Source organism: Devosia sp. MDV22-iso42 (genome assembly GCF_058629155.1).
The window spans coordinates 183772-197730 of the sequence record NZ_JBZVWR010000007.1; the positions used below are offsets into that span (position 1 = coordinate 183772).

A 13959-nucleotide genomic window follows, 5' to 3' on the forward strand; every position below is an offset into this window, starting at 1 on the left:
TCTATTTGGGTCGTCGGTCGAGCTACTCCGCCGCCTCGGCGAGTTCATGTTCGGCAAGAAAACGTTCGGCATCCAGCGCCGCCATGCAGCCCATTCCGGCAGCGGTGACGGCCTGACGATAGACATCATCGGCCACGTCGCCGGCGGCAAAGACGCCGGGAATATTGGTCTGGCAGGTGCCGGGTTTCACCTGCAGATAGCCACCGGGCTTCATGTCGAGCTTGCCGGCAAAGATCGCCGTGGCCGGGGCGTGGCCGATGGCGATGAAAATGCCGTCGATGGGCTGCTCATAGGTGCGGTTGAGGGCCAGGTCGCGCAGGGTCACGGTATTGACCGAGGGCGGCATGGCCGAGCCGCCGACTTCGGCGATTTCGGTATTCCAGCGCACCTCAATCTTGGGGTTCTTGAACAGGCGCTCCTGCAGGATGCGCTCGGCGCGGAACTCGTCGCGGCGATGCACGACAATGACCTTGGAGGCGAAGTTGGTCAGGAACAAGGCCTCCTCGACCGCGGTATTGCCGCCGCCGACCACCAGCACTTCTTTGTTGCGATAGAAGAAGCCGTCGCAGGTGGCGCAGGCCGAGACGCCAAAGCCCTGGAATTTCTGCTCGCTGGGCAGGCCGAGCCACTTGGCCTGGGCGCCGGTGGCGATGATGACGCTGTCGGCAGTATAGATTTCGCCATCGTGGCCGGTCAGCACGAAGGGCCGGCGGTCAAAATCGACATGGGTGATGATGTCGCTGACAAAGCGCGTGCCGACATGCTCGGCCTGCGCCTTCATCTGGTCCATCAGCCAGGGGCCCTGGACGACGTCGGCGAAGCCGGGATAGTTTTCCACATCGGTGGTGATGGTCAGCTGGCCGCCGGGCTGCAGGCCCTGGATCATGATGGGTTCAAGCATGGCCCGCGCGGCATAAATGGCGGCCGTGTAACCGGCAGGGCCGGACCCGATGATGACGACTTTGGCGTGCATCGCAACGCTCTCCGACTAATGGGAGTACTCCCTCGACCCTAGTTAAGGGCCGAAGGCGTTCTCTTTCAAGGCAAACCGTTCTCCAGCCGGGCACGGGGCTGTGGAACGAACTGAAATGTCACACTTATGGTGAGCAAATGCCCCATTGCGGGGCGTCAGGAATAGACGATCTTGAGGATTTCGAAGCTGCGGGCGCCGCCAGGGGCCGCGACCTCGAACGAATCGCCTTCGGATTTGCCGATCATGGCGCGCGCGATGGGCGAGGAAATCGAGATGCGACCGGCCGAGGCATCGGCTTCGGGATCGCCAACGACCTGGTAGGTCTTTTCTTCCTCGGTGTTCTCATCGATATAGGTCACGGTCGCGCCGAACTTGACTGAGGTGCCGCTCAGCTTGGACACGTCGATGACATCGGCCAAAGCCAGAATGGTCTCGAGTTCCTTGATGCGACCCTCATTGAGGCTCTGCTGTTCCTTGGCGGCGTGATATTCGGCGTTTTCGGACAGATCGCCATGAGCGCGCGCTTCCGAGATGGCCTCGACAATGCGGCGGCGCTCGGTGGCAGTGCGGTGCTCATATTCGGCAGCAAGGGCCTTCTGGCCGCCCACCGTCATCGGGATCTTTTCCATTTTCGTCGCCTCCAATCGGCACGTCAGTCAATAGCTTTCACCCCAGCCAAAATCCGTTCGGCCTACGCTTCACGATAAGTTTTAGGGGAGAGCAGGCTCAAATTGCCCGGACACCGCGTTGCGGTCAAGCCGGTGTGGTCAGGAAGATGGTCATGTCCACACGCGCTTTCAAGCCTGAAGCCCGCCAATGAGAGGGCCGATCATGCGTTCCCTGGCCCATGTTACCCTGCTGTCGCTGCTGCTTTCCTCGTCTGCCCTGGCGCAAAGCGTCGACTCCAGCGCCGGCCCGCTCGCGGCACAGGTGCTGGCCGAGGGGCTCGACCATCCCTGGGCGTTGGTCTTCCTGCCCGATGGGCGGCTGCTAGTGACCGAGCGCAGCGGCCAACTGCTGGTGCTGACCAATGGCGTGGCCGGCGCGCCGGTGGCCGGCACGCCCGACGTCTACAACCGGGGGCAGGGCGGATTGCTCGACGTGGCGCTGGCGCCGGACTTTGCCGAGAGCGGCCGGATTTATCTCAGCTTTGCCGAAACCGCCGCCCATGCCGGGCAGCAGCGCGGGCAGGGCACGGCGGTGATGGCGGCGCGGCTGGTGCTGGAGGGCGATAGCGGACGGCTCGAGGATCAGAAGGTGATCTTCCGGATGAACAAGTTCACCACCACCAACCGGCATTTCGGCTCGCGCGTGGTGGTGGGGCTCGATGGCAACCTCTTCGTAACGCTGGGCGATCGCGGCGATGCCGACCGCGCCCAGGATTTTGGCGATCATGCCGGGGCGGTGGTCCGCATTGCGCCGGACGGCACGGCGCCAGCCGACAATCCGCGGCCGGCGGGCTGGGCACCGGAGCTGTGGAGCAAGGGGCATCGCAATCCACAGGGGGCGACGCTGCGGGCGGACGGGCAATTGTTCACCGTCGAGCATGGCGCGCGCGGCGGTGATGAGGTCAATAATCCGCAGCCGGGCGGCAATTATGGCTGGCCGGTGATTTCCTATGGCCAGGACTATTCCGGGCTGTCGATCGGGGAAGGCACGCAAAAGCCGGGGCTGGAGCAGCCGCTGACCTATTGGGATCCGTCGATCTCGCCCTCGGGGCTGGATTTTTACGAGGGTGCGCTGTTGCCCGGCTGGCAGGGCGACCTGCTGACCGGCGGGCTCAGCGGACATGTGCTGGTGCGGCTCGATATGGAGGGCGATGCCATTGTCGGCGAGGAACGGCTGTTCGCCGGCCAGCTGGGGCGGATCCGCGACGTCAAGAGTGGGCCGGACGGGGCGATCTACCTGCTCACTGATGCGGAAAACGGCCAGCTGATCCGGGTGGCGCCACAGGGGAAATAGCGGCGCGCGGCCGGTTATGGCTGGGCGGGATTTTGCCGCGAAGCGGCCGGTTCCTGCCATTCGAGCGTAGCTCTCATGGCCTTCTCGTCTAAAATCGCTCCACAGGGAGCGATTTTGCCACTGCGTGGCCGACTCGAAGTGTCACAAAAGCGTAATCTGGCTGTGTGTAGTGGCGCGCAAACCGGAGAGCTGCCCATGCGTGACTTCGCCAGCCAGAGTGACCTCGATCGCATCCGCGCGGAAATCACCGACAGTCTTGATGAAGAGCTGGAGCTACAGTTCGAGGACGAGCAGCTCGAGGCGCTGGCGAGTAGCGAGGCACGGCCGGGTGGCAGGACGTTGGACCGGCGCATTTATTTCCGCGAGCTGTTCCGCATGCAGCACGAGCTGGTGCGGCTGCAGGACTGGATCGCCCATCACCGGCTCAAGGTGGCGGTGGTGTTCGAGGGGCGCGACTCGGCAGGCAAGGGCGGCGCCATCAAGCGCATTACCCAGCGGCTCAATCCGCGTGTCTGCCGCGTGGTGGCGCTGCCGGCGCCGAGCGACCGGGAAAAGACGCAGTGGTATTTCCAGCGCTATGTGCCGCACCTGCCGGCGGCGGGCGAAATGGTGCTGTTCGACCGCTCCTGGTACAACCGGGCGGGCGTCGAGCGGGTGATGGGCTTTTGCACGCCGGCCGAGCTCGAGGAGTTCTTCCGCACCGTGCCCGATTTCGAGAAGATGCTGATCGGCTCGGGCATCATCCTGATCAAGTTCTGGTTCTCGATCAGCAATGAGGAGCAGGAATTCCGCTTCCGCATGCGGATCGACGATCCGCTCAAGCAGTGGAAGCTGTCGCCCATGGATATGGAATCGCGCCGCCACTGGGAGGACTATACCAAGGCCAAGGAAGACATGCTGGCGCGCACCCACACGGCAGACTCGCCGTGGTGGATCGTCGATGCCGATGACAAGAAGCGGGCGCGGCTCAATACCATTGCTCATCTGCTCTCGGCCATTCCCTATGCCGACGTGCCCAAGCCGGAAGTGGTACTGCCCGAGCGCATCCGGCATCCGGACTATGCGCGCGGCCCGGTGCCGGCGGAAATGTATGTGAAGTCGGTGTATTGAGGCAGGGCGGAACCTGCACCCTGCCTAAACGTACCCCCACCTCATTCCCTCCCCACAAGGGGGAGGGAGGCGATGAACACCGGCGCCCGAGCTGGCGCCTCCCTCCCCTCGATGGCGAGGGACTGAGGGTGGGGTGAGGAGAGCCACTGCCTACGTTGTTGCGCAAAAGGGCGTGCTGAAGGCTTGCTTGTCCTTTCGCATGCTCAGACAATGTCCCAAAAGGGTGGAGCAGGGTCATGGCTGACGGCAAGCAGATCGTGGGGGGCGGGCCCAAGAAGGTGCTCTATACGCTGGCCACCATTGGCCGCATGGGCGTGGGCAAGGCCGCCAAGGCGCTGACCGCCAAGAATGCCTGCAAGGCCTGTGCCTATGGCATGGGCGGGCAGCGCGGCGGCATGACCAATGAACTCAACGAATTTCCCTCGGTCTGCAACAAGAGCGTGCAGGCGCAATCGACCGATATCCAGCCGGCCATTCCCCTGCCGATCTTCGAGCACGACCTGGCCGACCTGGCCGAGCTGACGGGCAAGGAGATGGAGCATCTGGGCCGGCTGGGCACGCCGCTGTTCAAGGCGCGCGGGGCCAATCGCTTCACCCCGGTCGACTGGGAATTTGCCCTGGCCCATGCGGCGCAGAAGCTGAGCGCGACCGCGCCGCAGCGCAGCTTTTTCTATTCCTCCGGCCGCTCGTCCAACGAGGCGGGGTTCCTGTTCCAGCTGCTGGCGCGGGCCTATGGCACCAACAATGTCAATAACTGCTCCTATTACTGCCATCAGGCGACCAGCGAGGGGCTGGCCACGACGATCGGCAAGGCAACGTCGAGCGTCGAGCTGGAGGATCTGACCGGGGCTGACCTGATCTTTGTCATCGGCGCCAATCCATCGTCCAACCATCCGCGCTTCATCCATATGCTCAAGAACTGCCGCGAGCGGGGCGGGCAGGTCATCGTCATCAATCCGGCCAAGGAGCCGGGGCTGGTCAAGTTCGCCGTGCCGAAATCACCCAGTTCGATGCTCAAGGGCGGCAGCGAGATAGCCTCGGACTATTGCCAGCCGCGCATCGGCGGCGACATTGCGCTGATGAAGGGGATCGCCAAGGCAGTGCTGGAGCTGGGGCTCGCCGATACGGCGTTCATCGCGGCGCATAGTGCCGGCTTTGCCGAATTCCATGCCGATCTCGACGCGCTGGGCTGGGACGCTATTACCGACGCCTGCGGCATCAGCCGGGACGAGATTATCCATCTGGCGCGGCAATATGGCCGGGCGAAACACGCCGTCTTTGCCTGGGGCATGGGCATGACGCATCACATTCATGGCGTGGCCAATGTCGAGGCCATTGCAAACCTGGCCATGCTGCGCGGCATGGTGGGCAAGCGCTTTGCCGGGCTGCTGCCGCTGCGCGGCCATTCCAATGTGCAGGGCATTGGCACGATCGGGGTCAAGCCGGTGCTGGCCAAGGATGTGCTGGAGAAGATGGAAACCGCATTCGGCGTGCGCTTTCCCGAAGCCAAGGGCATGGACACCATGGCCTGCCTCAAGGCGGCCGAAGCCGGGAGCATAGATAGCGCCGTGATCATGGGCGGCAATCTGTGGGGTGCGACGCCGGACACGGCCTTTGCCAGCCGGGCGATGGAAGCCATCGGCTTCAAGCTGTTTTTGACCACCACGCTCAATATGGGGCATGTGCATGGCCTGGGGCAGGGCGAGGTGCTGGTGCTGCCGGTGACGGCGCGCGACGAGGAATGGGAGCCGACCACCCAGGAATCGATGTTCAACTATGTGCGGCTCAGCGATGGCGGCATTCGCCGACTCGACAATGTGCGGCCGGAAAGCTGGATCCTGGGCGAGATCGGGGCGCTTGTGCTGCCCGGCGGGCCCATCGACTTCAAGGCCTTCAGCGCGCATGCCAAGGTGCGCGACGCCATTGCCGCGATCGTGCCGGGGATGGAAGAACTGGCCGATATCGACGTGGCCAAACGCGAATTCCATATCAAGAGCCGGGTGATGCACACGCCCGAATTCGGCACGCCGGATGGCAAGGGCCATTTCGTGGTGACGCCAATCCCCGCCAGCGGGACCGGGCAGCTGAGCCTGGCCACCATTCGCAGCGAAGGCCAGTTCAACACCATCATCTATGAAGAGCGCGACAGTTACCGCGGCAATGCCGGACGCGATGCGGTGTTTCTCAATGCAGAGGACATGGCCGGGTTCGGGGTCAGCGAGGGTCAGGTGGTGACGATAGCCTCCGATGTCGGACGCATGCAGGCGGTGGCGCGGGAATTCGACCTGCCGCGTGGCAGCGCCATGGCCTATTATCCGGAAGCCAATGTGCTGGTCGGCACCATGGTGGATCCGCGCAGCAAGACGCCGGCCTTCAAATCGGTGCCGGTCTGGCTGGAGCCAGCCGGGGCCGTCCAGGCCTGATCGACCAGTCAGCCACAGCAGCGGCACCGCCATGCCGGGACAGATTTGGCAAATTGCTGGCAGCGATTAACATGTTTACGGTCTGGTTACTCTGTTTGCTCATAGATGTACTTGAGAACTGCCGCCATAATGCTGGTTTTACTGCTTAAATTTTAGGCAGAGGTGTTTTGGCGGGGCTGGGTGCAATTGGGGCACGGTCATGACTAGTAACGGCAAGACGGGGGTTACTGCCTCGCCGCGCGCCATGCGCATCGTGATGGATGGGATCGGCAGCGAGCTGCAGAGCTACGCCACCAACAATCTGCAGATCGTCAAGCAGACCAAATTGCTGGCCATCAATGCCATTATCGAGGCGGCGCGGGCGGGGGACGCCGGCAAGGGTTTTGCCGTGGTGGCCGACGAGGTGCAGCACCTGGCCGAGCGGGCCGCCGATATCGCGGTGCGCTTCCAGGACGTGCTGATGGGGCGGATCTCGCTCAGCCGGACGATGAGCGAGACGCTGGTCGAAGAAATGGAAGGGGTCCGTCTGGTCGACCTGGCGCAGACGCTGGTGCAGCTGATCGTGCGCAACCTTTATGAGCGCACCGCCGACGTGCGCTGGTGGGCCACAGATACGGCGTTCTGGGAGGCGCTGGGCGAGCCGGAACCGGGCAGGCTGGCCTTTGCGGCCGACCGGCTGGCGACGATCAACCGCTTCTACAGCGTTTATTGCGACCTGGTGCTGACCGATGCCCGCGGTAGGGTGGTGGCGAGCGCTAATGGCGCGCATGCCAAGCAGTTGCTGGGGCAGGATTTTTCGCGCGAGGCCTGGTTCCGACAGGCGCTGGCGACCAGGAGCGGCGACGATTACGCGGTGGGCGAGGTGATGGAAAGCGCGCCGCATGGCGGGCGCGAAGTGCTGGTCTACAGCACGGCGGTGCGCAGCCAGGGAAGGGCGGACGGCGCCGTGCTGGGGACGCTGGGCGTCTATTTCGACTGGCAGGCGCAGGGCCGCTCGATCGTCGAGACCGAGGCCGCCCTGCCGCCCAAGATCGCCGAGCGCACCGAGGTGATGCTGCTCGACGCGCGCAACCGGATGATCGCGACGACCAGTTCGGCGCACCGTTTCGCCAGCTTCGACCTGCGCCATGAGGGGCGCGCGCGCGGCAGCTATTATGACGGCAATGGCAATATCGTCGCCTTTGCCAAGACCCTGGGCTACCAGGAATATGACGGGCTTGGCTGGTGGGGCGTGGTGGTGCAGCGCACCGAGCAGGACGATACGATCAAGCAGGCGCTGGGTCTCACCGGCTAATCCTGCGAATAAGCGACAAAAGCAAAGCGGGCGCTGTCAGGAGCCCAGGAATTGACATTGATAGTGCCCTGGCCGCCGAAAAAGGCGATGATATCGCGCCTGTCGCTGCCGTCGGGGCGCATGGCGCGCAGGATGACCTGCTTGTCGGCCGGGTGGCCCCGGGTGCCGGGCGGATAGCTCAGATAGACCACTGTAGCGCCATCGGGCGACGGATGGGGGAACCAGTTCACCCGCTCGTCGTCGGTCAATTGCTGCACGTCAGTGCCGTCGGCGCGCATGCGGAAGCACTGGGCGTGACCGAGCGAATTGCGCTCGGAGTTGAAATAGAGCCATTGCCCGTCGGGGGAATATTCCGGGCCGTCATGGGGCGCATCGAGATCGGTGAGCCGCGTGTCCGGGCCGCCGGCAGCGGGAATGGTGAAGATGTTGATGCGGCGGGTGCCGTGCGGCGCCTCGACGGCGACATAGGAAAGGGTCAGTCCGTCCGGGCTGATGCCATGCAGATAATAATGATGCGGCGTGGCGTGCGTATTGGAGACGCGGCGCGGCGTGCCTCCGACCAGCGGCACGGCATAGAGGTGGCCGTCATCGGCGCTGACATAGACGGTCTGGCCATCGGGGGCGAGCACGTGGTCATTGTTGAGGTCGCGGCGGTCGCCGGTATCGATCTTCTCCGGGGTGCCGCCCACGGCCGGGATGCGCCAGAGCTCGCCGCCGGCATTGAAAACCAGGGTCTGGCCGTCCGGCGTCCAGTTGGGCGCCTCGATGACCTCGGTGGCGGTGAAGATGACGGTGCGGCCGGTACCATCGGCGTTGATGATGGTCAGTTCGGCGCGCTGGCCGGCGGCAAGGCTGCGGCCGCGGCGGGCAAAGGCTGGCTTGGTCAAGGCGTTCTCCCCGCGACACTGGCGGCCGCTTCTGCCCGTACTATCGGCAGAAGCGGCCGCTTTGGCTAGTCGCTAGAAGGCGGGCGCGGGGGCTGCTTCAGGTGCAGGCGCTGGCTCGGGCGCCGGACCGGGTTCAGGCGCGGCTTCAGGTGCGGGCGCAGCGTCCGTTGCCGGCGCGGGGGCCGCTTCTGGCGCCGGGCCCATCTGCAGGATAGTGGGCTTGGCGGTGAGCAGGCGCTGGGCCATGGCCTTGACGTCGGCGATGGTCACGGCATCGATCAGATCGGGGCGACGGGCGACGTAGTCCATGCCCAGATCCCAGCGCTGCAGGCTGATCAGCGTATTGGCGATGGAGGAGGACGAGGTCAGCTCGCTGATAGGGTAGGAGCCGATGAGATATTGCTTGGCGGCCTGCAGTTCCTCAGGCGTCGGGCCCTGGGCAGCCATGTCGGCCACCACCTGCTCGATGACGGCGAGCGTCTCGGCGGCGCGGTCGGCCCGGGTCGAGGTGCCGATGACCAGCGCATTGCTGTGCAGCTGATTGCTCAGATTGGCCGAAATGCCATAGGTGAGGCCGCGCTTTTCGCGCACCTCGGTGGTGAGGCGCGAGCCGAAGGAGTCGCCGCCCAGGATATGGGTCATCAGATAGGCGGCGAAATAGTCCGGATCGGCGCGCTCGAGGCCGGGATAGGCCATGAAGATGGTAGTCTGAGGCAGCGGATATTCGACACGCAGGTCCTGGCCGAGGACCGGGTCGATATCGACGATGGGCGTCAGATCGGGCTCGGCCGGCAGGCTGGCGAAGAGGGTATCGAGCAAAGCGGTGGCGCTCTCTGCGTCGATGGCCCCGACAATGGCGACCTTGAGATTGGCGCGGGCAAAGAGGGCCTGGTGGCGCTGGCGCAGGTCGTCGGCGGTTAGGCCGGCCAGGGTCTGCTCTGTGCCCTCGGCGCGCCGCGCATAGGGATGGTCGCCATAGAGCGCGGTGGCCCATTGCTGCTGGGCCGCAGTGCCGGGGTTCTGGGCGGCGGCAATGATGCCGGTGACCAGTTGGGCGCGCATGCGGTCGATCGGGTTCTGGTCGAAGCGCGGGGATTCGATGGCCAGCTTGAGCAGGCCGATGGCGGCGTCCCGCTGGTCGACCAGCATGCGCATGGCGCCATAGACGGCGTCGGTATCGGCCATGAAACCCATTTCGGCGCCGGCATTGTCGAGGGCGATCTGGAAGGTCTCGCTGTCCATGTCGCCGGCCCCCTCGTCAAACAGGGTGGTCAGCAGGGTGGTCAGACCCTCCTTGCCGGCGGGGTCCTGGGTGGTGCCGCCCTCGAAGGAGAAGCGGATGGTGACGATGGGGACGGCATAGTCCTCCACCAGCCAGGCCGTGATGCCCTGGGGCGAGGTGATGTCCTGGAACTCCACGGCGTGAGCGGGCAGGGCCGGCAGCAGGGCGGCGGACAGCAGAGCGAGAACGGCCAGCGGCCGGCGGAACAGGGTGGTGAGGGTCATGGACTTATTGCGCTCCGGTGGCGGGCGGCAGCAGATAGCTGGTCACGGCGATGGCGGGATCGAGATAGCGCGCGGCCACGGCCTGCACCTGTTCGGGCGTGACGGCGCGGATGCGGTCGGGCCATTTGGCGATATCTTCGACGGTGCCGCCGGTGGCCAGTTCGATGCCATACATCTGCGCCATGTTCTGCTGGGCGTCGCTGGCAAAGATCAGGTTGCGCAGATAGCGCGCCTTGGCGCTGTCGAGTTCCTCGGGCGTGACGCCATCGGCGATCAGCCGGGCAAGCTGGGCGTCGACGGCGGCTTCGACATCGGCCAGGGTATGGTCGCCCTGCGGCGCGCCATAGATGGAAAAGCCGCTCGGATCATAGGCGCCGCCATCATAGCCGGCGCCGGCCTGGGCGGCGATGCCGGTCTTGACCACCAGTTCCTGATAGAAGCGGCTGCGGCTGCCGCCGCCTAGGATTTCCGAGAGCAGGTCGAGCGCCTCGGCCTCGCCGGGCTCGGCGGTGCGATAGGTGGGGACCAGCCAGGAGCGCATGAAACTGGGAATGCCGACGCGCGGATCGCTCAGGGTGACGGTGGCGCTGGTATTGCGCTCGGGCTCGGTGGTGCGGACGCGCGGCGGCAGCTCGGGGCCACGTTCGAGCTGGCCATAGCTGGCTTCAGCCAGGCTGCGCGCGGTGTCGGCATCGACATCGCCGGCAACGACCAGCACGGCATTGTTGGGGGCATAATACTGATCATAGAAGGCGACAGCGTCGGTGCGGTTGAGCTGCTCCATTTCGTGCATCCAGCCGATGACGGGAATGCCATAGGGATGGTTCTGATAGAGCGTGGCGGCGAATTCCTCGTTGAGCAAGGCCTGGGGGCTGGATTCGACGCGCTGGCGGCGCTCCTCGAGCACCACGTCGCGCTCGGCGCCGATGACCTCTTCGGTCAGCACCAGGCCGCGCATGCGGTCGGCTTCGAAATCCATCATCTGGGCGAGGGCATCGGCCGGCACGGTTTCGAAATAGGCGGTGACGTCGGCGGTGGTAAAGGCATTGAGGTTGCCGCCCAGGGCCGATACGGCGGTGTCGAGCGCGCCGGCGGGGTGGCGCTCGGTGCCCTTGAACATCAGATGCTCGAAGAAATGGGCAATGCCGGACTTGCCGGCCGGCTCATCGGCGCTGCCGACCTTGTACCAGACCATATGGGTGACGACCGGGGCGCGGTGATCGGGGATCACCACCACTTCCAGGCCATTGTCGAGCACGAAGTAATCGACCGCATTGTCCGCCGGCGCTGCGGCTGGCTGGGCCAGCGCCGGCTGCAGCAGCAGGGCGACGCAGGTGAAGGCCAGCACGGGGGCGGACAGGGCAGTTCGGGTGGTCATCGGCAGGCTCCCGGGGGATGGATGGGGCAGGGATAGACGAGATGGCGACCCAGGGGGAAGCAATTATCCGTCAGGGCGGCAGGTACGGGGGCGATACGGCGAGAGTGCGGCGGCTGGAGTGACTTACCGTTTCGCGGAAACGGCGAGAACACTCCAGATCTTTGTGTGGTCGCGCTTTCGAACCGCAAAAGTGGAGACACTTTTGCTGAAAACGCTCTATGCCGCGCGGACGGTATTGCCGCCGCCAAAACGCCGCACCAGATCCTCGGCCGCCTCCTGCAGCCGGCGCACGTCGTCGGGGCTGAAATCGCGCTTTTCGTAATCGAGCAGCGCCAGCGCCCCGACACAGGTGCCATCCTCGACCACCAGGGGTACGGCGGCATAGAGATCGATACCATTGGTCTGCAGATAGGCATTGTCACCCACCAGGGGATGGGGGGCGCCGGAATGCACGATCAGCGGCCTGCGCGTTTCGGCGACGATGGTGGTGAGGCGGAAGGCGGCCTCGTCTTCGACGTGGCGATCATCATGCAGCAGGTTGATCGTGGCGAAGGGAATCTCGAAGCTGTCGGCGATCTGCTGGATGGCCTGGCCGAGGGCGTCGTCGCCACGACCGGCGCCGGCAAAGGGCTCGGTCCGGCCGCCATCCTGGCGCTCGCGGACTTCGATCTGGCGCGCACTGGTCAGAACGCCGTCCACGGCGTCGTCAAGCGAGCGGTAGATGGCGTCGACATGCAGGGTTTCGCTGGATTCAGGCGTGGTGAGCTCGTTGAAGGCACAGACGACGATGCGCATATCGGGGGCCATGCGGCCCATGCGGCGGGCGACATAGCGAGTCTGGGCGCGGATGTCGTCGCCCATGAAGACCAGCACCATGGTGTCGACGCCGTCGAGATCGAGCCGGCCGATGGCCTCCTGGCGGACCGCGACGGGCGGCAGGACGCGGCTGGCAATGCCCTCGTTGGCGAGGCGAATGCCCAGCACGGTGGCCGCGCATTCATCGATCTCGTTGCGACCGCCGATCAGCAGCATGCTGCTCTGCTCGGGCCAGTCGACCTTGGCCACGTCGGCGACCAGGGCCTCGAAGGACTGCACCAGCTGGCGGCGCTGGGGCAGTGCTTCGGGACCATCTGCCAGCTCGCTGCTGGCCAGGCGCAGCGCCGGCATCAGGATATCGTCGAGATAGTGTTCGGTGGTGTAGGCCTCGATATGATCCTCGGTCATCTCGATGGCGTCCTCGGTCGCGCCGCGCAGCATGCGCTGGTAGAGCCGTTCGGGCGGCGACAGCACGGGCTCGCTGCCCAGCAGGGTTTCGAGGAACTGGAACTGCGGCAGGTGGCGTCCGATCACCACCAAGCACACGGTCATGGGGGTGGCGAGGATGAGCCCGATCGGGCCCCACATCGAGGCCCAGAACATGGCCGAGAGCAGGATGGCAATGGCGGAGACGCCGGTGCTCGAGCCGTAGAGCCGGGGTTCGATGACGTTGGCGGTGGTGAGGTCGAGCACCAGGAACAGGCCGACCGAGAGCAGCAGCATGTTCCAGCCGGGATCGACGGCAAAGGCGAGCAGGAAGGGGACCACGGCGATGATCAGGGCGCCGACAAAGGGGATGTAGCGGAACAGGATGATCAGCAGGCCCCAGAGTACGGCGCTCGGCACCCCGATCAGCCAGAGGCCGATGCCAAAGATGGTGCCATAGATGGTGTTGACCGCCAGCTGGATCAGCAGGTAGCGGCCGACGCGCTGGCTGGCATCGGCAATGGCGATATTGGCCTTGGAATAGCGGCCACCGCTGACCAGGCGGATGAAGCGCTCCTGCAGGTCGCCGCGACCCATGAGCAGGAAGATCAGGAAGACGGTGACGATGGCGACGGTGGCGACCGGGCCGATGATCGAGCCGAGGACAGAGCTGAGGATGCTCAGGGGACCGATCTCGTTGGAAATGGTCACGGGAATGGGGGCGCCGGGCACGGGCGCATGTTCGCCACCATTGACCTGCTCGCTCAGTCCGGAGACGGCATTGTTGATCTGGTCGAGGATGGTGTTGCTGCCAAACTGTTCCTGCAGGTCGGCAATCTTGGCGGAAATGGTCTCCTGATAGCCGGGCAGTTCGGCGCCCAGCTTCATCACCTGGGTGCCGGCCAGATAGGCAAAGCCGGCCAGGGCGGTGAGCGCCAGCATGACCGAGAAGATGACGGCGATGGGATCGGGCAGGTGCAGCCGGCGGTTGAGCGAGGTGACCAGCGGGGCCAAGGCAAAGGCGAGCAGGGTCGCCAGGACCAGCGGCACGAGGATGCCGGCGCCGAGATAGAGCAGGGCGGCAATGATCGCAAAGGTGGCCACGCTTTCAAAGACGCTGAGGCGGCGCGATGGTCTGGACGGAAACGGCAGTTGACGCTGTGACAAGGCAGTTGATCCCTCTT

The 13959-nt window shown here is 65.0% G+C and carries 10 protein-coding genes; 4 read left to right on the top strand and 6 right to left on the bottom strand.

What is annotated here, in order from left to right:
* Positions 1-22 precede the first annotated feature (22 nt).
* Positions 23-973: a thioredoxin-disulfide reductase gene (trxB, locus tag AC4NN3_RS08390; RefSeq protein ID WP_491926648.1), complete on the bottom strand. Its 951-nt coding sequence runs from the start codon at positions 971-973 to the stop codon at positions 23-25.
* Between the two features lie 155 nt (positions 974-1128).
* Positions 1129-1602 (bottom strand): transcription elongation factor GreA, encoded by a 474-nt coding sequence (gene greA, locus AC4NN3_RS08395; RefSeq protein WP_491926649.1) that lies wholly within the window; start codon positions 1600-1602, stop codon positions 1129-1131.
* 202 nt (positions 1603-1804) lie between these two features.
* On the opposite strand from greA, the gene AC4NN3_RS08400 reads away from it, so the two are divergent.
* From AC4NN3_RS08400 to AC4NN3_RS08415, 4 genes are all read left to right on the top strand, one after another.
* Positions 1805-2935, top strand: a complete 1131-nt coding sequence (locus AC4NN3_RS08400; RefSeq protein WP_491926650.1) for a PQQ-dependent sugar dehydrogenase — start codon at positions 1805-1807, stop codon at positions 2933-2935.
* A gap of 195 nt (positions 2936-3130) precedes the next feature.
* On the top strand, positions 3131-4045 hold the full coding sequence (gene ppk2 / locus AC4NN3_RS08405) for a polyphosphate kinase 2 (protein WP_491926651.1): 915 nt from the start codon (positions 3131-3133) through the stop codon (positions 4043-4045).
* A gap of 236 nt (positions 4046-4281) precedes the next feature.
* Complete coding sequence (locus AC4NN3_RS08410) at positions 4282-6468, top strand: FdhF/YdeP family oxidoreductase (protein WP_491926652.1); 2187 nt, start codon at positions 4282-4284, stop codon at positions 6466-6468.
* Between the two features lie 199 nt (positions 6469-6667).
* Positions 6668-7762 carry a methyl-accepting chemotaxis protein gene (locus AC4NN3_RS08415; RefSeq protein WP_491926653.1) on the top strand — a complete coding sequence of 365 codons (1095 nt, stop codon included), beginning with the start codon at positions 6668-6670 and terminating at the stop codon, positions 7760-7762.
* Here AC4NN3_RS08415 and AC4NN3_RS08420 read toward each other — a convergent pair.
* The 4 genes from AC4NN3_RS08420 to AC4NN3_RS08435 form a co-directional block, all read right to left on the bottom strand.
* Complete coding sequence (locus tag AC4NN3_RS08420; protein ID WP_491926654.1) at positions 7759-8649, bottom strand: TolB family protein; 891 nt, start codon at positions 8647-8649, stop codon at positions 7759-7761. The genes AC4NN3_RS08415 and AC4NN3_RS08420 overlap by 4 nt on opposite strands.
* Positions 8650-8721: 72 nt before the next feature.
* Positions 8722-10155: a M16 family metallopeptidase gene (locus AC4NN3_RS08425; RefSeq protein WP_491926655.1), complete on the bottom strand. Its 1434-nt coding sequence runs from the start codon at positions 10153-10155 to the stop codon at positions 8722-8724.
* 4 nt (positions 10156-10159) lie between these two features.
* Positions 10160-11533, bottom strand: coding sequence for a M16 family metallopeptidase (locus tag AC4NN3_RS08430; RefSeq protein ID WP_491926656.1), 1374 nt, complete (start codon positions 11531-11533; stop codon positions 10160-10162).
* Positions 11534-11749: 216 nt separating this feature from the next.
* Positions 11750-13942, bottom strand: coding sequence for an AI-2E family transporter (locus tag AC4NN3_RS08435; RefSeq protein WP_491926657.1), 2193 nt, complete (start codon positions 13940-13942; stop codon positions 11750-11752).
* Positions 13943-13959: the final 17 nt, after the last annotated feature.

Bases quoted from the DNA above. Each gene is read 5' to 3' on its own strand.
- trxB (WP_491926648.1), bottom strand. From the start codon at position 973: ATGCACGCCAAAGTCGTCATCATCGGGTCCGGCCCTGCCGGTTACACG.
- greA (WP_491926649.1), bottom strand. From the start codon at position 1,602: ATGGAAAAGATCCCGATGACGGTGGGCGGCCAGAAGGCCCTTGCTGCC.
- AC4NN3_RS08400 (WP_491926650.1), top strand. From the start codon at position 1,805: ATGCGTTCCCTGGCCCATGTTACCCTGCTGTCGCTGCTGCTTTCCTCG.
- ppk2 (WP_491926651.1), top strand. From the start codon at position 3,131: ATGCGTGACTTCGCCAGCCAGAGTGACCTCGATCGCATCCGCGCGGAA.
- AC4NN3_RS08410 (WP_491926652.1), top strand. From the start codon at position 4,282: ATGGCTGACGGCAAGCAGATCGTGGGGGGCGGGCCCAAGAAGGTGCTC.
- AC4NN3_RS08415 (WP_491926653.1), top strand. From the start codon at position 6,668: ATGACTAGTAACGGCAAGACGGGGGTTACTGCCTCGCCGCGCGCCATG.
- AC4NN3_RS08425 (WP_491926655.1), bottom strand. From the start codon at position 10,155: ATGACCCTCACCACCCTGTTCCGCCGGCCGCTGGCCGTTCTCGCTCTG.
- AC4NN3_RS08430 (WP_491926656.1), bottom strand. From the start codon at position 11,533: ATGACCACCCGAACTGCCCTGTCCGCCCCCGTGCTGGCCTTCACCTGC.